Here is a 20193-nt window from a genome sequence, read left to right as displayed (position 1 = left end):
GACCGCTCTGGCCACGACTATTCACACCGCGCCAAAAGCGTCGCGGGTCAAGTTGACAACACCATCCGCACTGACCGCGATATTGTCTTCTATGCGAATTCCGCCATAGGGTCGCAGCTGCTCCACAACATCCCAATCCACGATGCCTCGATTTCGACTCTCGGCTATCTGTTTTAGCAGGGTTTCGATAAAGTAGATTCCGGGCTCAACCGTCACCACATGCCCCGGCTCTACTTTGCGATGCAAGCGGTTGGCCGTCTGGATTCTCGAATCCGGGTTCGGCAGCTCGCCATCGAGGCCCGCCTGCTGCCCGCCAACGTCGTGCACCTGCAAGCCGAGAAAGTGGCTGATTCCGTGCGGCATGAACACCTGCACGACCCCGAGCTCCAGGGCAGTGTCTACACAACACTTTATGACGCCAAAATCCTTTAAGAGAGCGGCCACGCTCGTTAACGCATCAATATTCGCTTCCTGATACGTTTCCGCCGTATTGAGCCGGTCAACAAATCCCCGCTGCTCCCGATCCAGGGCAACAATCATGTCCTTGAACATACCCTCGGCAAACGCATAGGTTCTCGTGACATCCGATGCATAGCCGGCAAAAGATGCTCCGGCGTCTATCAACATGCTGTGCAGGTTTTCTTTCGGCGGCGACTTTCGGTCTCTTACAATATAATGAAGAATCGCTGCGTGTTCATTGATGCCAATAACCGACGGGTAGGCCAGCTCATCCTCTCCCTGGGAACAGGCCAGCTGGAAGGCCTCACTGACCTCGAACTCACTCCCCCCCTGGTAAAAAACCTCCCTGGCCGCACAGTGTCCCTTTGCGGAAATCCGATTTGCCTCCTCGATGCACGACACTTCATAGGGCGTTTTATAGCTGCGAAACCAAGCCAGAAAATGGATCATCGACTCAGGATTGCGCTCGCCCACATTCCAGCTGGCTATACCAGGATCAGGCTCGCCGAGAAAAGCGCAATTACCACCGGTAGTTACATAGGGCCGCGCCTCCTCTGGCGACCTGATCACGACAACATCGAACAGATCAAGCCAGCCATCTTCGGGCAGTGAAGGAGGCGCATACCAGAAGTTAAGCGACTGAAGGAAAACCAGTGTCGGTTTTTGCGAAGGCCTCCAGATCACCCAGCTGTACGGCGCATCGGCAAGCGGAATCAAGGCCTTGAACTGGGTGTTTACATGAAACGGATAAGGCAAGTCATCATTGTGCCGATACTTACGGGCGCCGCTGTAAACATTAAGCTGGTCGAAATTCGATCTTTCAAGTGCCTTATCATAGACAGCGGATATATGGCGAAAGTGACTGGCAAAGGAGGAGGGGTTGGCCATACGAAAAGTCCTCGCAAAACTCTATTAAATTAGCTGGGCTATGCGCCACTGAGCGCACAACAGCATTCGCTGGAGCGTCTAGATTTGAAAGTCAACAGACAAACCTATGGACAGCGGCCGTGCAATTCCGGCGGCTGTGAACAGCGGCATGGCCCGGACCGTATCGATCTCCCTCTGGTTGGATAGTTGCGCGGCATCATCCAACACATTCTTGGCAAACAGATTGAGCTTCCATCTATCGCCCGCTATTCCCGCATAAAGGTCCAGTAGCTCATAGGACTCAACTTCACTTTGACCGACTAGCACGTTGGGGTTGTATACCGGCTGGCTACCCAGATAACGCCACCCTCCGCCGAGGGTCCCCACATACTTGCCCCACAGTTTGTACTCATACGCGACCGTAACCGCCCCCTGCCACTTCGGCACCTCCGGCAGTGAGTCACCCTCAACGGCACCGAGAGCGGGACTGTTTGCGGAAAATTTTGCGTCGGTGTACGCGAAGTTGATATCGACCCGGAGCGCCGCTGATGCCAGGGCGGATAACGTAAACTCCAGACCATCGACCTCGGCACTGTCGCTGTTTATCACATAGCCGATACCATCCTGCCTGCGAACATTGGTTTGGATATCGGACCAATCACTGTGGAAGGCGGCCACTTCAACTGTCGCCCGCCGATTGAAGAAATTCGTCTTCACGCCCAGTTCGTAGCTGTCCAGGTTGTCTGCATCCGCCTGTGCGGGCACGCCAGGTAAAGCCGCATTGGGGCCGCCGGGGCGGTAGCCAGTCGCGTAACGCGCGTAGACCATCAAATCATCGTTGACATGGTATGGCGTTGACAGCATGTAAGTGGCGACGCTTTCGGATGACCTACCTACATTGTAAATTTCATTCGGGAGGGTAACTCCATCCGAAGTCTGCTCAAACACCTCTTCGTTGTCGGTCCACCGTATACCGGCGACGACATCCAACCGCTCATTGACATGGAGCGTACCAGTGCCGAACACCGCGAATTCTTCGTAATCTGACTCCAACGCCAGCAAATATACGGGTTTGATTCCGGGTATTTCCGCCCCGTCCAGAGTATGTAACTTCAGATCGGTATATTGCTCGGTGCGCTCGTCAACATAGTACGCCCCAACGATCCAATCGAAACGGCTTTCACCATAGCTGGCCAGGCGCAGTTCCTGCGTAAAACGTTCATTGGTATTGTCAAGATACAGGGGCGCCAGGCCTTCGGTCACGGCGCCGCCAGTAAACAACGGAATGAATGCGCCAGTACTGGGGGTGTAATCCCAAATGGACTCACTGTCGACGGATGAATAGGAGGTGACGGACGTCAGGTCACCCCAACCCAGGTCAACCTCCACAATGGCAGAAACGTAATCAAGGGTCCTGTCGCGCGTTTGCGGCAACGAAAACAAAGAATCCAACTCACCCACCACGGGCTTACTGGAATCATAGAACCCGTACCAGGCAACATTAAGGTCCTCTATCTCAACATCCTGCGTCAAAGCAGATAAATATACAGAGGAACGGTCATCCGGCTGCCACAACACCGCCAGCCTTCCACCCTGTTGGCTCGCCTTGTTCACATCGTCCTTGCCGGTATTGGCATTATCGATGTAGCCAGGTGATTTCTGATAGAACCCACTGGCTGTAACTCCAAGCTCACCGGGGATAGCGACCGCATTCACATGACCACGCACACCATAGCCAGGATCATCACCGTGGGCGACGAAGCGAGCATCGCCGCCGAAGTGCGCACTAAACGCGTCCAGGCTAGGACGACGGGTAACGTATTTCAGTAGTCCGCCCAGCGCATTGCCGCCGTAAAGCGTCCCTTGCGGACCACGCACCACCTCTATTCTTTCAATATCATAGGGAAAGAGATCTACCATCAGCGCGTTACCACCACCATACATGGAGCTTGGCGTAACGTTCATTTCATCAATGTAGGTAGCCACACTCGCTGAAACGCCCATCGCGGACAGCCCCCTTAAAGTAAGCCTGCCCTGGCCGGGCCCACCCAGACTGGTGAAATTCAAACCGGGAACATAGGCCGCGTAGTCCTCCACCGTGGTGGCAAAAAGCCTGTCGATGTCATCCGCACTCAAAGCGGTAACGGACACTGGGACGTCAAACAGGTTTTGCACCCGCTTTTGCGCGGTAACGACCACCTCCTCAAGAACTGGCCCCACCTCCACGCCCTTCACATCCGCGGCAACGGGAATCGAAGAAACCGAGAAACAGCAAAGTAGCGCCATGAGCTGGCGGGGTTGACGACAAGTCATTGTACTTCTCCAGATTTAGGTGGTTATTTTCAGGTGCGCGACAGGCAAGGGGCTCATCCCGACACGGAAAAAAGGCTACCACACAACTACACACAGTGTGTAGTTTATTTTTCACCGGAGAATATTGTTAGATATTTTTTATATTTAATGCCTAATAAACAACGCATTAAACTTTTTAAGAAACTTTATGTAGTGTATATTTTTAGTGCAAAGCGCTGGAATTGAAGCACATGGAAATTATTAGGTTTAGCGATTTGCTTGCCGCTCAGGCCAACGCATTGGGCGGCAAGCGCAATTCGCCGCACACCAAACTGCGAATACAAACAGAGACAGCGCGCCTTCTAGAAGCCTCCGGCTACGACAGCCTGAGCATGAGCGCTATCTGTGAACAAGTCGGCCTGACCCGTCGCGCGCTGTACCTGCACTACAAGAACAAGGAAGAAATTGTTCTCGACCTGTCGCGCGCCCTGTTCAAAGCGGAGGCTCAACTGGCGCCGTCACTGACGGATTGCAAAAACCTGGCCGAAGCAATTTATAAGGTCTGCCGGTGGTATGTGCACTTTCATCTGGGGTCGGGCGCTTTGTATACGACACTAATGGAGATTCGCCGCCCCTCGATGGAGGCTCGCGAGCTGTGGGCTGCGCGCACCGATAACCTGCTTGGTATTCTGATCTACCAGTACAAGCAGTTTAAAGAATTTCGCGAAGTGGACCCTGACTGGGCGGTGTTTTGCATTCTGTCTGTCGCTCGCGCGATCAATGCTACAGTAGACCGGATAGGGTTTTCTCCGGAACCTGAAAATGTCCGCCAGTACTGCGACAGAATCGACGAAGAGGTAGTGTCGTTTTCGAAGATGATGTACCAGACACTGGTCGCGAAGCCATGGCCGCTCGCCTCCGGGTGACTCCCCGCCATTCGGACAGCTGACAACCCGACCGGATCAACTGACCGTGGCACTGGACAGGTACAGCGAAAGATCTTCGAGGCTGGTGACGACCAGCCCCCAAGGACCAGTTGTTATTGCTCGTAGCTGGCTCCCGCGAGCACTACGCTAACCGGCCTTGTCCAGCAACTGGTTTCGATATCGTGAAGGGGATAGCCCGAACCACTGCTTGAACGCCCTTGCAAAATTGCTCTGGTCGGAGAATCCCAGCAAATACGCGATCTCCATGTAGCTGTTGTCGCTCTGGGCAACATAGAAACGAGCCAGTTTCATGCGGATTTCCCCGAGCAGTTCGCGAAAGCAGGTATTCTCCGCTTTCAGCCTTCTCTGCAGGTTGCGCGAACTGATGTGCAACGCCTTTGCAATTGCAGTCTGTGAAGGCTCTCCACCGGGCAACAAGCGCAGGATTTCGTCTTTGACCATCATGGACACACTGTCTTGCCCGAAGCGACGAATATAATCCTCTGAAAATGTGTCCTGGTATGCGGCCAGTTGAGGGCAGCCTCCAGGCAAGGCTTTGTCCGCATCCGCCATCGCAAATGCCATCGACTCGAAAGGCGCGCCAAACACAACGGGGCAACCAAAGAGCTGCTCGAAATCCGTTTCTACTGCAGGGTCAGGCCGCACCAAATGGACCTCGCGGGGCACCAGTTGTCCCGCGAACATGTCGCTAAAGAGCCGCAGCAGGGCAGCCAGGCCGAACTCCAGTGCCTCGTAGCCGAGCTCGCCTGGATGGGCCCGCATCCTGGCGACAATTACGACATTCCCGTCCCACTCTTCGACGCTGATCGATCCCGCGTCGCTGACAACTCTGAAATACTTGCCCACCCTCTCCAGCGCCTGTCGCAACGTACTGCTGCATAGAATGGCGAGACCAAGTGATTGCCAGTGCGCGGGTTTGAAATACTGCTGCGCGGCTCGAACACCGATCGCCGAATCGCCGGTCACCGCCGCTGCCAGGCGCCAGGCGGCACCGATATCTTCGATGGGGATGCGCTGTTGACTTTCGGAAAGCGCGTGGAGGTCGACGCCGGTATCGCGCTGTAAGTTGCCCAACTCATAGCCAGAGGCCTTGAGAACTTCAAGCGCTATCACAAGATAGGAAGATAGCGAGGTAAAACTTCCCGTGCCTGATACTGCTTTACCCGCGCCGCTCGGCCCGCCCAAGTGATACGCCATAGCACAAAGACTGAATAAACCCTGGAAGCCAATATTATCGAATTACGCTCTCAACGGCCCCTTACCAAACGGGAGCAAAGACCTGCTTGCGTCGCGCACGCAATGTTAAGCCAATGATAAGTTTCGGCCGCCACAGGCGCAAGATTATGCATCAAAATTGGCCCCGGCACATTGAAAATCACTCTTTGTGCTCTATCGCTTCCTGCAGCTAACCGCTAGTCAGTGCCGCAACGCGACTTACCGGGCCATACTGATTCCATTTTCTCCCGCAATCCGCCCTGTTGGCGCCACGTGTTTTTTTGCCGGAATTCGCGACATTGCCTGCTCGGTCATGGCACAGATCGTCAGGGAAGGATTGACCCCGGGGTTTGCGGGCACGACAGAACCGTCACAGATGATCAAGTTGCGATAGCCGAACACACGGTGGTCAGAATCCACGACCCCGTGTGACGCATCGCGTCCGATCGTCGCACCGCCGAGGATGTGGGCGGTAGTGGGTATGTTGGCGGCTGCCTCCATGAACATGCTCTGCGCCACGCCTCCGGTTTTTTCCGCGATCCACTCGGCGGCCTTGTTACCTGCTTCGATATACGTCGGGTTGGGTTTGTCACAGTCCTGCTCGGTGCGCAGGCTCACGCCGCGTCCGAACCGGCGTTTCTTCGCCCGGAAGGTGAGCGCATTATCGAGACTCTGCATTACCAGCAATACAACCGACTTTTTGGACCAGCCGAAAGGCCAGAGGATCCTGCAGAACTTGACCGGATGGCGGACAGCATTCCCGAGAAGGGAAAAAATACGGGTCCAGCGGGTACCGTCGCCGGTAAGCAGTGTGAACAACCGGCCCATAAAGTCGCCCTTCTCGCCAAAGGTACATACTTCGATGTGCGTATCCCGGTCTGTATGAATGCTGGAACTGATAGCCACGCTGCGCCAGGTTTGCAGCGTGTCATCGGGAAGGGTGACGGCAACCATCGACTCACTGTTGGTGCGCACCAGGTGCCCCAGGCGATCGCTTATCCGGCTCAATGACCCCCGGTGTTTGCAGTTCGCAAGCAGCTGATTGGTGCCCAGTGCGCCAGCGGCAACGATGACGCCACGCGCGGTGAACTTCCGCGGACGCCGCTTTCCAAGCCCCGGATTGCGTGTGTGGACCTCGTAGCCATTGCTGCCATCGCCATCGCCCAACGGGGCGATGTCGACCACCTTGCGGTTTGGCAGTATTGTCGCACCGCCTTTCTCCGCGAACCAGAGATAGTTTTTGGGAAGGGTGTTTTTCGCGCCGACCCGGCAGCCCACCATACAGGCGCCGCAGCGAGTACAGCCGGTGCGCTCCGGGCCCTCACCGCCGAAATACGGGTCGGGGACCGTTTTGCCGGGCTCCCCGAAATACGCGCCAACCGGCGTTCGCCGAAAGGTACCCTCGGTGCCGATGTGACGGGCGTAATCCTTCAGAATGAAGTCACCGGGACTGTCGAACGGGACGGTTTCGACCCCCAGCATCCGCTCGGCGGTGGCGTAGTGTGGCGCCAGTTCGGCTTGCCAGTCGCCCATGTCCGCCCACTGGGGGTTACGATAAAAATCCTCCTTGGCGCGGTACAGAGTGTTGGCGTACACGATACTGCCACCGCCGACGCCAGCACCGCTGCCGATGAATACGTCCTTGAAGGGTGTCAGGCGCATGATTCCGCGCAGGCCGAGCCAGGGCGCCCACAGGTAGCGGTTCAGTTGCCAGCTGGATTTGGCGAAGTCTTTGTCCTCGAAGCGCCGCCCGGCTTCGATGACAGCGACTTTGTAGCCCTTCTCCACAAGCCGCAGCGCGGATACGCTGCCGCCGAATCCAGAGCCGATAATCAGCCAGTCGAAATCGAAGCCTGTTGCAGATTTATTCTGTGGCATAGGTTCTACTGCGGGACGCACGATAATGCGTTATGAATGGTTTCAGAATGATGTCCTGCCCTGACTTGTTTACATTGGGAACACGGTTGGCGACTGAGCCTGCCTCCAAACACACTTTATCGGGATTGCAGGCCCGAAGGCCCTCTGGCTGGGTCACTGGACGATCGCCGGCCGCCCCGGGGCAAACGGCTCCTTCGCCGGCCGCGACCCATTGCACTTTGCTGTACTTCATAATCTCACTGCTGTGTTTGTTTCCATGGCAGACACCGCGACGGACACGCAAAAGCCCACGAACGCCAGCCTTTGCACCAACCCGCCTGTAGTTCCTATGTTTTGACGGTACATAGTTCTATGCCCGATGGGATAAAGCGCCCCGCAGACCGCCCTTATCGTACGGTCAGGTTAATGAGCCCGGGCGGGGCAAAATAGTCGAAAAACCTGCCGGCCGCCGCGGCGTCGCCAGAAAGCCTGATGTCACCGGTCTTTACGCCGTCACTTACGGTGACTTTCCCCGCCAGCAACCGCTGCAGAACCGCTTTTTCCAGCCGGACTTCAGCGTCCATATGAGCCAAGGGCGCGCTGTGAAACTGGGCGATGCCACGACGGATCTCCAGGCTGAATCGCTCACCCTCATCCACCACGTTGAAGGCCAGCGTCGAGTGCACATCGGCCGTAAGCTCCGCCCGCAGCCGGGTAGACATGCCTTCGACCAGTGAAGCAGCCGGCAGCGCCTTGAGCAGATCGGGCGAAGAGACACCGGCGGCCATGCGACGCTGAACCGCTGCAATGTCGAGGGTGCCGTCCAGTTCGCTCGCCGAGGTCAGGTACCAGTTGCGCCAGTTGGGATTGACGCTGGCATAACCGAGCTGGCGGAAGGCGGCTGCTTTTAACAGTCGCGCGTCCCGATCCTCATGGTCGACCCGAATCAACAACGTGGCCAACTCCGACGCCCACTGGTAATCCTCCCCGGAGTACGCGCGACCCGCCTCTTCCAGCACTACATCGCGGCCGCCCATCAGTGCAATGTATCGCTGTGCACTGGCGACCCGGGGCGTGGGGTCCAGGTCAACCGGGTCACCGCTGAACCAGCCGAGGTAGCCCTGGTAGATTTGCCTTACCGAGTGCTTTACGGTGCCGTAGTACTCGCCCAGCCAGGGCTTCTGGCTCGCCAGGTACGCCGGCAACTTCACTGACTGCGCGAGTTCGTCGGGCGTCAGGCCATTGTTCATGCCGCGAATCGTCTGGTCGTGAATGTACTGGATACCATCGCGGGTGACCCGCAGTACCCGCTCGACTTCCGCGACGCCGGAAACGGGCGGCCCGTGAGAGGGCACGAGGTGTTCGGCCTTATAGGTGCGCAGTACATCAATACTCTTGTACCACAGCACGGGGTCACGAAATTTCGTGCCACGCAGGGTGTGAATGTTGGGTAAGGTCGGCCCCTGGATAGCTTCTCCCGACAGCAGAATATTCTGCCCCGGCAGATACACGGCGGTCTCGTCCGGCGCCTCAGAGGGCACATGTCGTAACTCCAGCTCGACTCCGGCAATGTTCATGGTCCGGCGATCTTCGTAGGTGACCGTTGGAGCGATGAATGTCGCCGGTCCGACGTTAGGGTTGGGACCAATGCCCAGGTTGCCCCCCTCACGCTGCTCCGGTGGCAGCAGGGCGCCGGATGTGTAGCCCGTCCTCATGCCGAGGATTGGACCGATATTGCCGCCCTGGTTAATCACGTTCCCGAGCAGCGAACTGTGCGCAATGACGGCAATCTCGCCGGAATTCGCCTGTTCCTGCGAAACATAGGCTTTGACACCATTGATGTGATCCGGGTGAAAGTGGGTGTAGATCACCGCCCTGACGGGCTTGTCGGAGATATTCCGCAGCTCCTCGGCAATCGTGCGCGCGGAATTGATGTCTTCGCCGGTGTCCACGATGATCACGCCGTCATCGCCTTCGATCATGATGGTATTGGCAAGGCCCCAGCCCACAGCGGAATAGACATTGTCTCCTATGCGATAGATCTTCTTGTCGAACAGTGCACTATGGGCTTCAAGCTCCGCATTGATGAAGGGTGACACTTCCCGTTCCGAAATCGCCGCTTCGGCGGCAGCAACCGTGCACAGCACCGCCACGCCCACCAGCCAGGACTTTGCACACAGCCAGGTGCGCGAAAACATGGGTGCTCGTCGCGGACCGAGCGAAGTCATCGCGCCCCTCAATCGACCAGGAAATGCAGCGCAGTCTTTTACAAGCCCGGCCAATCGCAAAAGCCACGCACGCGGCAATGAGCCCCGCCGGCGCGCTTGAACAGACAGGTTAGGCCGGTTGGACCGGCTCGGCATACCCTGCGTATACATTCTATATCCTTTATGGGAGTTGTCGGCTTTTGCTCGCGACGCCCACGTTACGGCAGGAGATGAAGTATCTCTATGCAAAACGCGCCGGTTCATTATGCAAAACGCGACACTTACGCGGTTTGGCCCCATCCCGACCAGACTTTACGCATGACCCGCTACCTCGCAGGAATGAAAACCCTGAACTGTGCTGGAATGGTCCGCCCCCCACCCGAACGGGCTCAACATTCGATATATTTCCACACTCTTACCATCTCGCTCTCGCTCCCAATGCACTTGATGACGCTCAACAACACACTTGATGAGAATCAATGAATGGGAGAGCCGGGGTGCAGGCGGTATCTGGGCTGCAAGGCATAAGTAAGAACGGACGGACGCCATTGCCGGTCAATGCACTTGAGAACGTTCCTGCAAAATGCATTACACATGAGAACATTCCGTTGGTGCTTAGACAAACTCTAAAATTGGCACACAAAACCCGGCAGAAACAGCGCTCGGCGCCATTTCTGCTCGCGATTTGTCAAACTTTGATTATCATCTCACGGCAGGATCAGAAGATTAAACGACTTTAGTAAGGCGCAATGCTTTTCTCGTCACACCCTTAGTTCCAACGATAGTTGACGTCGAGACCGTAGGAGCGTGGATCACCGAATGTACCCACCCTAGGCGACCAATGAAAGTTTACGACGCCGTCGACTAGATATTCTTCGTCGGTGAGATTTCTGCCCCATAACGCGAACGCCATTTCCCCCGCTCCAACATCTATCTCATCGAGCGTGAGCCGCGCATTCCATAGTCCATAGCTGTCAATCTGATTGTAAGGTTCATTCAACGGTAATCCTGAGAGCGGCCCACCGAGATTGAAGATGACGCGTTGTTCATCTCTCCATGAATAGTTGACGTTTGCTCGTAACTCGCCAAATCCCAGGCCCTGGAATGTATAATCCAGGTCCATAGTAAGACTGTGGCGTGGCGCGGATGCCAGTTCGTACTCCGAACTGACATCAACACCAGTAGCTGGATCAATGACTTTTTTGACATCAGAATCGATGAATCCATAACCGAAATTGACGAGCAAACCCTCCGAAATAAGTGCGGTCAGATCAATTTCTGCGCCATTGATAACGGCTGCCCCGGCATTAAAGAACACCGGTGCGGCGGGGTTTTCGGGCAGATTGAAACCGAGCTGCATATCATCAAAATCACTGCTGTATAGCGCGGTATTCAGCCGTAAACGGCGATCCAACCATTTCGACTTAATGCCAACTTCAACCGTGCGCACAATTTCTTCATTGACCGGTTGCGTAGCAGCGGTCACCGAATCAGCCCTGGAATTGAAAGCACCTGCTCGATAGCCTTCCGCCCAGCGCAAGTAAATGTTCGATAGATCCGATAGGTCCCAGGCCATTGTCAGGGCAGGTGACACACGGTAGAACGTTTTGTCCGCGCGGGAGGTAAAAACGTTGCCATCAAGGGCTTGCATTCGATTGGCGGCTAAATAGCGCCGATCTTCCGTATAACGCAATCCACCTGTTATATGCAGACGTGTCTCCCACGAAGGCGTCCATGTAATCTGACCGAATACTGCTTGAGCTTTAGAAACCACATCACTAGAACGTACTTGCAGGGGGAGTTCGAGCAAAGAAAAATCTGGGCCTACAGGCAACGTAATGCGGTCATCTGAGTACTCTGACCCTTCTTCTTTAAAATAATATAACCCCGTTACATACGTGAGTTGCTCAGTGTTTCCGATTAGTTGCAGCTCGTGTGACCACTGCTCTTGATCAGTGTCAAAGGGCGTGTTGACGAATAGTCGCGGGGTTTGATCACTGGGGCTGTAATCTTGGTAGACTGATTCCTCTAGTTCCCGATACGCGCTTATCCACCTCAGGTCAGCACTTTCGTTGAGAGACCAATTCAGCGTGATACTCTGCCCAGACACCTGTAGCTCGCTTTCCTCGAAAGGATAGTTGATAGAGGTCGCGCGTGAACGCTCAGGGGACCAAGGAACGACTTCAAAACCAGGTGCACCGGGTGCAAGTGATTGATAGTACGGTGCCCCCGAGTCTATCTCGGTGCGATCGTATACATAGTCAGCCACAAACCGATCACCGGGCGTCCAGCGAACAGCAACTCGCTGAGCGGTACGGGTTTCGTCACCAAAATCAGGGCCTTGTCCCCGGTTAGTCACTGGTCCGTCAACTTCACCGGCATGATAATTGAGCTGTAATGCGAAGTCGCCAAGTTGAGGTAAGTCTACATCTGTGGCACTGCGCCACAAATTTCGATCACCCACGGTGAACTTTTGATTAAAGCTAAAATCACCTGAGGGTTTGCGCGTAATTACGTTGACTGCTCCTCCCGTCGTATTGCGACCATAGAGGCTACCTTGAGGACCACGTAGGACTTCGATACGTTCAAGTTCGGCGAGCTCCATTGCCAAGCCTGTCGAGCGAGCCATGTATACTCCGTCGACATAGACTCCGACACCAGGATCCTGACTCAGCTGGGAATCGTTATTGCCGACACCTCGAATAAAAACTCTTAACGTACTCTTTGAGCTTGGAAACTGCCGCATCGCCAAGCTGGGCACGCTGAATTGAATGTCACCGAGATCGGTTACGCCCATATTTGCGAGTTGGCCTGTGTTAAAAGCTGAAATAGAAATCGGCGTGTCCTGAAGGTTTTCTGTACGCTTTTGTGCAGTGACAACGATTTCTTCGATGGCTACAGCTCTTTGTGCTAAAACTTGAGGCGTCCATGCACCCATTACAAGTAATGGGGTTAGAATTCTAAGCGCGAGATTATTCACCTTGACCATTTTATTATCTCCGTATTGGGTCGCTTGTTATCAAAGTCTGCCGTCGGCGATTAAGTCCACTGGATCAAGCATGCTGAATACACCCAAGCACCCGCCCTCAGGCGCCGCATCATGAGCGGAATAGCCCAATAGCTTTTGAGCTTGCCTAGAATAAGTGCGCACTTCGTCAAGAGGTGCGGCCAAGTAGTTGTTCTCCTCGGTTCTCAACCAGCCGAGGCAGTAGCTAACATGCATTCCCCTGCGAAGCTCATCCGACGTGGTATTGCTTCCTGCAGCGTGGGCAGTGGCGCCTAGATATAGTAATGCCGAGCCGGCTGGCATTATTGCGGGGACGGCATCGGCATAATCCAATGGGCGTTCCGGTGACCAGCGGTGGCTGCCAGGAATAACCAACGTCGCACCGTTCGTTTCACTAAAGTCGCTGAGCGCCACAATAGACGCCACTTCCACTTCAAAATCGGAAGGCAGGTACGACCAACACGACCCATCTCGGTGTAGGGCTTGTGCGGTAGCTCCGGGAGCTATTTCAAAGATATGACCATAGTTGAGTTGATAGTCGGCGCAGTTCGGTCGGAGAATTTGCTCACAGAGCTCGAGATAAAGCGGGTGACTCATGATTTGCTCGCGAAATATTTCGGACCGTCCGCTTAAACCTGTCAGATGGCGCGTCTTCGTACCAAAAAACTGATCGTAAATTGGACTCAAGAATCTCCGCTCAGGGCTCTGTTGACCCAAAGGCCCATCCATTTCTCGGTTAAATGCCCCTAAGGTAGCGGAGTCAAGGAAACCTTCGACGATCACAGCGCCGTGAGTTAATAGCGTCTGAGTGAGTTGGGTTGGGTCACAATCAGCCCTAAGTCGCGGTATAGAATTAGTGGTCATAAAAATTCTCCTATATAAAAGCATGGCTATTACTGACTAAGTATTCAGTCAATATAGAACTGACTGATCGTTTAGTCAAGAGAGTGATATACTGCTCCAGCTTAGTCGGTGTTGATGTGGATTAGGGAACGGGGAACATGCAAGGAAAAAGCAGAGAGACGCGCAGCCAACAAGTGAGAAACGCTGCGCTAAATAGCGCCATTGAGGTCTTCGCTGAAAAAGGTTTTGAGGGTGCTACGCTGGGCGAAATAGCCAGCTTGGCGGGAATAAAACAGCCTCTACTTGTTTATCATTTCGGTAACAAAGAGGGCCTCTGGGAGATGGCGGCGACCCAATTGATGGAATGCTTCAATACGAGGCAACTTTCCCTCTATCAGGATGAGGTTCTGCTGGATGATCGACAGCGGCTAACAGGCTTGCTCAGATCCTTTATTCTCACCCTGCGCGAGCTTCCTGCTTACGGCAAATTTTTGTTAAAGGAAGGTTCTAGAATATCTCAACGTACACAGTGGTTAGATCACCACTTCGTTCCTTCAGTATACCGCGAAGCCACATTTGAAGACCCGCGTCTACAGAGAGTGTTTGGTACCGTTAACTTGCTTCGTTATGTAGTCGCCGGAGGTATCTTATATATCGTTGTGGCAGGGCCTCAGCTCGCCGTGAGTGCAGAGGAAGAGGGTGGCATTGGGGATCCACCAGACCAGTTACACCCACTCAGCGACGCCATGGTCGAGCAATTGGCACAATTATTGTGTTCAATGGTGCTCAGCCAAATCGGTGAATGACTTGTTCCAGATCGAGGAAGTCACCACCCGAGTTTACCGCCTACAAGGTTATGTCATTGCCTTGGGGCGTTAGTTTCCAGCGGGGCCCCCTGAAAAACGGCTTGCCAGTTCCTCCACCCCTTCGACTACCGTACACACGCAGACAATGTGCAGAGGCGAAAACATGGACGACATGCCCCACTCAATCGCGCATCGATCTACTCGATTTCTTCACCAAATACAGTAGGGCCTTCGTAACAAGCGGCACGCCTACCAGACAGGGAAAACATTTTCCCAGTTATGGACTAGGGTTATCCGCACCCAATCCGACTGCCCCCCCTGACCGTACCCCCCCCCGTTCGCGTTCTCAACTCTGTTGAGAACCAAACCCTCCGTTCTCTCATTCAATGATTCTCATCAACACTGGGTTGTTACATCAATGGCCCAACCGGACAGCTTGCAATTATTATAAGCATACTTATAATAAGCATCACCTAACATCAGGAAGCTTACATGTCCAAACGGGACCAGGCCGCGCAGATGAGCTTCGAGCTGCACAGCTCCGCCCGGCTGCTGCGGCGCAATTTCGACCGCCGCGCCAAGGCCCACGGGCTGACGCGTTCGCGCTGGCAGGTGCTGTGGCACCTGTCGCAGCAGGAGGGACTGAAACAGGCCGAGCTCGCCGAGCGCCTGGATGTGGCGCCGATCAGCCTCGCCCGGCAGATCGACAACCTGGAGCAGGAGGGCCTGGTGGAGCGCTGCCGCGACGACAGTGACCGTCGCTGCTTCCGCATCCACCTGACCGGAGCGGCGCAGCCGGCCCTGGAAACGCTGCAGCGGCTGGCGCTGGAAACCCGTCGCGAGGCACTCGCGGGGCTGTCGGAGGACGAGATTGGACAACTACAGCATTTACTGGGCCGGGTTCGGCAGAACCTGAGCCGCGAAGTCGAGGAAACAACGTGAGCAGATCCACCCGCATATTGCGCCGGCTCGGCCTGGGCGGCGGCGCGCTGGTCGCCGCCGGCGTGGCCGCCTGGCTGCTGCTCGGCGGCGCCGGCAGCGTGCACACCGAGAACGCCTACATCAAGGCCGACAAGATCGCCCTGGCCACCGATGTCGGCGGTATCGTCACCGACGTGACGGTGCGCGCCAACCAGCGGGTCGAGCGCGGCCAACTGCTGGTGCGCCTGGACGCCACCCCCTTTCGCCTGGCGGTGGCCGAGGCCGAGGCTCACCTGGGACAGGTGAAAAACCAGTTGCTGGCGCGGCGCGCGGACTACGCCGAGGTCGCGGCGGCACTGGAACAGGCACAGCGCGACGCCGACTTCTACCAGCGCCAGCTGCAGCGCAACGAGAAAATGGGGCCGGCGGCAGTCTCCGAGGCGCAGCTGGACGAAGCGCGCCAGGCCCTGGCCCGGGCCCACTCGCAGATCGCCATTAACCGGCAGAAGCTGTCGAGCCTGGCGGCCGAACTGGGCGGCGACAGCGGCACCCCGCTGGAGCAACAGGCCGACCTGCAGGTGGCGCAGGCACAACTGGACCGCGCGCGCTACCAGCTGTCGCGCACCGAGGTGTTCGCGCCGGCCGATGGCATCATCGCCAACGAGGTGCCCCAGGTGGGCGAAATGGTGCCCTCTGGCCTGACCCTGATCAGCATGCTCAGTACCGAGGACACCTGGGTCGAGGCCAACCTGAAGGAAACCCAGCTGGCGGGTGTGGAACCCGGGCAGCGGGCCACCGTGGTGATCGACGCCTACCCCGACACCCAGTGGCGGGCGGTGGTGGAAAGCCTGAGCCCGGCCAGCGGCTCCGAGTTCGCCCTGATCCCGGCGCAGAATGCCAGCGGCAACTGGGTCAAGGTGGTACAGCGCGTGCCGGTGCGCCTGCGGCTGACGGGCGCCGACGGCAAGCAACTGCCGCTGCGCGCTGGAATGAGCGCCGAGGTGCGCATCGATACCAGCCAACCCGGCGCTCCGCTGCCGGTGGCCGCCGCCGGCGATGAAAAACAGATCGTCCTGGGATCTGTGCACGCCAACTAAATGACCGAGCGCCGCGGCAATGTCCTGTTGGTGACCGGCAGCATCATGCTGGCCACCATCATCCAGGTGCTGGACACCACCATCGCCAACGTCGCCCTGCCCCACATGCAGGGCTCGCTGGGCGCCGGCGGCGACCAGATCACCTGGGTGCTGACCTCCTACATCGTCGCCACCGCGATCATGACCCTGCCGGTGGGCTACCTGGCGCAGCGCTTCGGCCGTCGCAATATCTTCCTGTGGTCGGTGACCGGCTTCACCATCACCTCCATGCTGTGCGGGCAGGCCGCCTCGCTGACGGAAATGGTGTTCTGGCGGACCCTGCAGGGGCTCTTCGGCGCCTCGCTGGTACCCCTGTCCCAGGCCACGCTGCTGGACACCTTCCCCCGCGAGAAACTGGCCTCGGCGATGAGCATCTGGGGCATGGGCGTGATGCTCGGCCCCATCCTGGGCCCCTCGCTGGGGGGCTGGCTGACCGACACCTACAGCTGGCGCTGGGTGTTCTACATCAACGTGCCGCTGGGCATCCTGTCGCTGGTGGGCATCTACCTCTTCCTGCCCGATACCGAGCGGCGCCAGCAGCGCTTCGACCGCTGGGGCTTTGCCTTTATCGCGCTGGCGGTGGCCACCCTGCAGCTGCTGCTCGACCGCGGCGAGCATGTCGACTGGTTCGAGTCCCTGGAGGTGCAGTTCTACGCCCTGCTGGCGGTGCTGGGGCTCTACCTGTTCGTGGTGCACAGCGCCACCACCGACAACAAATTCCTGTCACCGGCCCTGTTCCGCGACCGCAATTTCGTCTCCGGGGTGATCTTCATCTTTGTCGTCGGCATCGTACTGCTGGCGACCATGGCCCTGCTGCCGCCCTTCCTGCAGCAGTGGAAGGGCTACTCGGCGGTAACCACCGGGCTGGTGCTGATGCCCCGCGGCGTGGGCACCATGATCGCGATGCTGGCGGTGGGTCGCCTGCTGTGGCGCTTCGACGCCCGCTGGGTGATCCTGGTGGGCATGGCCCTGGTCACGCTGTCGCTGCACCACATGGCCGGCTTCACCATGGAAGTGGGCCAGCGCGAGCTGGTGTTGACCGGCATCGTGCAGGGCCTGGGACTGGGCCTGGTGTTCGTGCCGGTTTCCACCCTGGCCTACGCCACCCTGTCGCCCACCCTGCGCGACGAGGCGACAGCCCTGTTCAGCCTGTCGCGCAACCTCGGCAGCAGTATCGGGGTGTCGATCGTGATGGCGGTGCTGTCGCGCAGCCTGTGGATCAACCAGCAGGAACTGGGCGCCCGCTTACAGGGCGGCGCCGAAACCCTGGCGGGCCTGCCCGGCACCGGCGAGCTGCTGGCGCTGCCCGCCGGCGTGATGCAGGAGCTGAATCGGCAGGCGGCGGAAATCGCCTACGTCAACGACTTCCACCTGCTGATGCTGATCAATATCGCGGCGATGCCGCTGGTGCTGTTGCTGTCCAACCCCGACCACCGGGCGCGCCGCGAGGCGGGCCGGGCGGCCGCCGCCTGATCAGGCCCGGGTCTCGATCAGGCGCACCCAGTACTGCAGGATATCGAGCTGCTGCGCGGCCAGTTTCAGGCACACCAGCAACGGCACCGCCAGCAGCACGCCGGCGGCGCCCCACAGCCAGCCCCACACGATCAGCCACAGCACCAACACCAGCGGGTTGAGGCGCATGTTGCGTCCCAGCACCAGGGGCGTGACGAACTGGGCCTCGGCCATGTTGATCAGGAAGTAAACCAGCGCCGGCAGCAGTGCCGTCGCTTCGAGACCGTACTGCACCAGGCCGGCCAGGCCCAGGACGCAGAGCGCCACCAGCGGGCCGACATAGGGTGCAAAATTCAGCAGCCCGACCAGCGCGCCCCACAGCAGCGCGTCATCCACCCCCAGTAGCCACAACGCCGCCGCGGTGGTCACCCCCAGGGCGGTGTTGATCAGGCTGACGGTGAGAATGTAGCGCGACAGCTCCCGCTGCACCCGCGCGACCACCAGGCCGGCCTGCCGCTTGTCGCGCACCCGGGGGAAAATCTCGATCGCGCCCTGCCACAGGCGCTGGCCGAAAATCAGCTGGAACAGCACCAGGATCACGAAGGTCAGCAGCTGCACCAGCAGCAGTGGCGCGGCCCCGACCACGGAGATCACCAGTTCGAGGCTTCCCTGCAGCAACTTCTCGGTGACTGCGCCCTGGGCGGGTTCCGGGGGCGGCTCGGGGAGCGGCTGCGGCGCGGGCTCTTCGTCATCGCCGAACAGGCCGAAAAAAGTGAAGCCCCCCTCTTCCTTCGGGGGCGCGGGCTCCGGCACCGGCGCGGGCTCCTGCCGGGGCGCAAGAGACTCGGTGATCGAGTCCAGCTCCTCGCTCAGCTGCATGCCCAGTTCCGGCAACCGCTTGAGCCACTTCTGCGCCGGCTCCGCCAGCTCGACCCCCAACAGGGCCACGGGCCCGCCGATGCAGGCCAGCAGGACAAAGGCGGAAAGGCTGCGCGGCACATAGAAGCGCTTGAGGGCATTGACCAGCGGACTCAACAGCAGCGCGAACAGCAGTGCCACCACAATGGGAATCAGCAGGGTCCTGGCAAAGTACAGGGTGTAGAGTACCGCCAGCCCCAACAGCCAGTATTGGGCAGCGATGCCCGGCGCCCGCTTTTTCGCGGCCGATCCCGCCGCCGTCGCGGGCGGCGTCTCGGGACCGCTCAAAGCTCGCCCACTCCCATGCCCAGCCCCAGGGGCAGCAGCGACACCAGGCGCAGGCCGGTGCGGACCCGGCGCAGGCTGGCCGCGCCGCCGCGGCGGCCCATCAGGAAGCCCGCCGCCAGGCCGCCGCCAAGCCACCACAGTGGAGGCACGGCCCGCAGGCGGGTCACGGCGCCTGCTCGCAACTCGCCCAGGCGCCGTTGGCGGGCATCGAGACGCGCATCCAGTTCGCGGATTTCAAGGTTCAGCGACTTCAGGCTCACCGCCACCCTCCCCGGTACCCTCTCCAGTAAAAGCCCGCCACTGGCGCCGTGTGCGCGGCAGGCCCAAACCCTTGCGATAGCGCAGCCAGGCCATAGCAATGCCGCCCAGCGCCATCAGCTGGATGGCCAGGAACAGCAACACGCCCAGCGCGGGGGAGCCACTGTGCTGGTACAACAGCACCGCGGGCAGCAGGGTCAGGCCCAACCAGGCGAGCAGCAACAGCGGCAGGAAGGCCAGCGCCAGCAACAGCATGCGCCCGAGACTGGCCAGGGCCAGGCGCAGCTCCAATACCAACAGCTGGCCCAGGTCGCTGCCGGTATCCGCGGTCAGCTGTAACAACTGTAACCACTCGGCCTGCTCCCGCGCCCCGGCCGGGGCCGGGCTTTCCGGGGGCCCGGCGTCTCCGGCTCCGCTCATCGGCGGCCGAACACCTGGGCCAGGATATAGCCCGCCAGGAAGGCCAGCCCCAGGCTGGCCAGGGGCTTGTCCCGCACGTAGCGGGTGGCCTCGGCGCCGAGTTCCTCGGCCTTCTCGCGGCCGTGCTGGATCTGCTCCAGGGCCTCTTCCTTGAGGTCCATGCCGGCCGCTGCCGCCGCCTGGCGAAAATGCAGGCGGGCGTCCAGCAACTTCTCGTAGGCCTCCATCGCGGCCGCCTTGCTGGCGGCCAGCTCCGCTTCCCGATCCTTTGCTCCCGATTCACTTTGTGCAGGCATCGTC

Annotated in this window: 16 protein-coding genes; 5 read left to right on the top strand and 11 right to left on the bottom strand. The window is 58.3% G+C overall.

Annotation, left to right across the window (positions count from 1 at the left end; genetic code table 11):
- Positions 1 to 21: 21 nt before the first annotated feature.
- Both pepQ and JYP50_RS08105 read right to left on the bottom strand, forming a co-directional pair.
- Positions 22 to 1347, bottom strand: a complete 1326-nt coding sequence (pepQ, locus tag JYP50_RS08110) for a Xaa-Pro dipeptidase (protein ID WP_206559994.1) — start codon at positions 1345 to 1347, stop codon at positions 22 to 24.
- A gap of 78 nt (positions 1348 to 1425) precedes the next feature.
- Positions 1426 to 3639 (bottom strand): TonB-dependent receptor, encoded by a 2214-nt coding sequence (locus tag JYP50_RS08105; RefSeq protein ID WP_206559993.1) that lies wholly within the window; start codon positions 3637 to 3639, stop codon positions 1426 to 1428.
- Positions 3640 to 3869: 230 nt separating this feature from the next.
- Here JYP50_RS08105 and JYP50_RS08100 point away from each other — a divergent pair, with 230 nt between their 5' ends.
- Positions 3870 to 4544 carry a TetR/AcrR family transcriptional regulator gene (locus JYP50_RS08100; protein ID WP_206559992.1) on the top strand — a complete coding sequence of 225 codons (675 nt, stop codon included), beginning with the start codon at positions 3870 to 3872 and terminating at the stop codon, positions 4542 to 4544.
- 147 nt (positions 4545 to 4691) lie between these two features.
- Here JYP50_RS08100 and JYP50_RS08095 read toward each other — a convergent pair whose 3' ends face one another.
- The 5 genes from JYP50_RS08095 to JYP50_RS08075 all read right to left on the bottom strand — a co-directional run bounded on the left by JYP50_RS08095 (position 4692) and on the right by JYP50_RS08075 (position 13715).
- A complete protein-coding gene (locus JYP50_RS08095) occupies positions 4692 to 5762 on the bottom strand; it encodes an AraC family transcriptional regulator (RefSeq protein WP_206559991.1) in 1071 nt (356 codons plus the stop codon).
- A gap of 237 nt (positions 5763 to 5999) precedes the next feature.
- Positions 6000 to 7658 (bottom strand): GMC oxidoreductase, encoded by a 1659-nt coding sequence (locus JYP50_RS08090; protein ID WP_206559990.1) that lies wholly within the window; start codon positions 7656 to 7658, stop codon positions 6000 to 6002.
- Positions 7659 to 8044: 386 nt separating this feature from the next.
- Positions 8045 to 9835 carry an alkyl sulfatase dimerization domain-containing protein gene (locus JYP50_RS08085; RefSeq protein WP_206559989.1) on the bottom strand — a complete coding sequence of 597 codons (1791 nt, stop codon included), beginning with the start codon at positions 9833 to 9835 and terminating at the stop codon, positions 8045 to 8047.
- A gap of 778 nt (positions 9836 to 10613) precedes the next feature.
- Positions 10614 to 12833 carry a TonB-dependent receptor gene (locus tag JYP50_RS08080; protein WP_206559988.1) on the bottom strand — a complete coding sequence of 740 codons (2220 nt, stop codon included), beginning with the start codon at positions 12831 to 12833 and terminating at the stop codon, positions 10614 to 10616.
- Between the two features lie 30 nt (positions 12834 to 12863).
- A complete protein-coding gene (locus JYP50_RS08075; RefSeq protein ID WP_206559987.1) occupies positions 12864 to 13715 on the bottom strand; it encodes a phytanoyl-CoA dioxygenase family protein in 852 nt (283 codons plus the stop codon).
- A gap of 137 nt (positions 13716 to 13852) precedes the next feature.
- Between JYP50_RS08075 and JYP50_RS08070 the strand changes: the two genes are divergently transcribed.
- The 4 genes from JYP50_RS08070 (at position 13853) to JYP50_RS08055 (ending at position 18030) form a co-directional block, all read left to right on the top strand.
- The gene (locus JYP50_RS08070) at positions 13853 to 14500 is read left to right on the top strand and encodes a TetR/AcrR family transcriptional regulator (RefSeq protein WP_206559986.1); all 648 of its coding nucleotides are present in this window, start codon (positions 13853 to 13855) and stop codon (positions 14498 to 14500) included.
- 492 nt (positions 14501 to 14992) lie between these two features.
- A complete protein-coding gene (locus tag JYP50_RS08065) occupies positions 14993 to 15442 on the top strand; it encodes a MarR family winged helix-turn-helix transcriptional regulator (protein WP_206559985.1) in 450 nt (149 codons plus the stop codon).
- Positions 15439 to 16518 (top strand): efflux RND transporter periplasmic adaptor subunit, encoded by a 1080-nt coding sequence (locus tag JYP50_RS08060; protein ID WP_206559984.1) that lies wholly within the window; start codon positions 15439 to 15441, stop codon positions 16516 to 16518. The genes JYP50_RS08065 and JYP50_RS08060 overlap by 4 nt, the downstream gene beginning before the upstream one ends.
- A complete protein-coding gene (locus tag JYP50_RS08055; RefSeq protein ID WP_206559983.1) occupies positions 16519 to 18030 on the top strand; it encodes a DHA2 family efflux MFS transporter permease subunit in 1512 nt (503 codons plus the stop codon).
- Here JYP50_RS08055 and JYP50_RS08050 read toward each other — a convergent pair whose 3' ends face one another.
- From JYP50_RS08050 to JYP50_RS08035, 4 genes are read right to left on the bottom strand one after another with little or no spacing between them, the layout of a single operon-like run.
- Entirely contained in the window at positions 18031 to 19215 is a 1185-nt protein-coding gene (locus JYP50_RS08050) for an AI-2E family transporter (RefSeq protein ID WP_241262945.1), read from the bottom strand. It abuts the gene before it with no gap.
- Positions 19212 to 19475, bottom strand: a complete 264-nt coding sequence (locus JYP50_RS08045; protein WP_206559982.1) for a hypothetical protein — start codon at positions 19473 to 19475, stop codon at positions 19212 to 19214. Before JYP50_RS08045 ends, JYP50_RS08050 begins: the two co-directional genes overlap by 4 nt.
- Positions 19450 to 19893: a hypothetical protein gene (locus JYP50_RS08040; RefSeq protein ID WP_206559981.1), complete on the bottom strand. Its 444-nt coding sequence runs from the start codon at positions 19891 to 19893 to the stop codon at positions 19450 to 19452. The genes JYP50_RS08045 and JYP50_RS08040 overlap by 26 nt, the downstream gene beginning before the upstream one ends.
- Positions 19890 to 20189 (bottom strand): hypothetical protein, encoded by a 300-nt coding sequence (locus JYP50_RS08035; protein ID WP_206559980.1) that lies wholly within the window; start codon positions 20187 to 20189, stop codon positions 19890 to 19892. The genes JYP50_RS08040 and JYP50_RS08035 overlap by 4 nt, the downstream gene beginning before the upstream one ends.
- Between the last annotated feature and the right edge of the window lie 4 nt (positions 20190 to 20193).

The organism is Parahaliea mediterranea, from assembly GCF_017255185.1.
GTDB lineage: Bacteria > Pseudomonadota > Gammaproteobacteria > Pseudomonadales > Halieaceae > JAFKCZ01.
The sequence above is the reverse complement of the archived record's forward strand: the minus strand, read 5'-3'. Positions and strand labels throughout refer to the sequence as shown.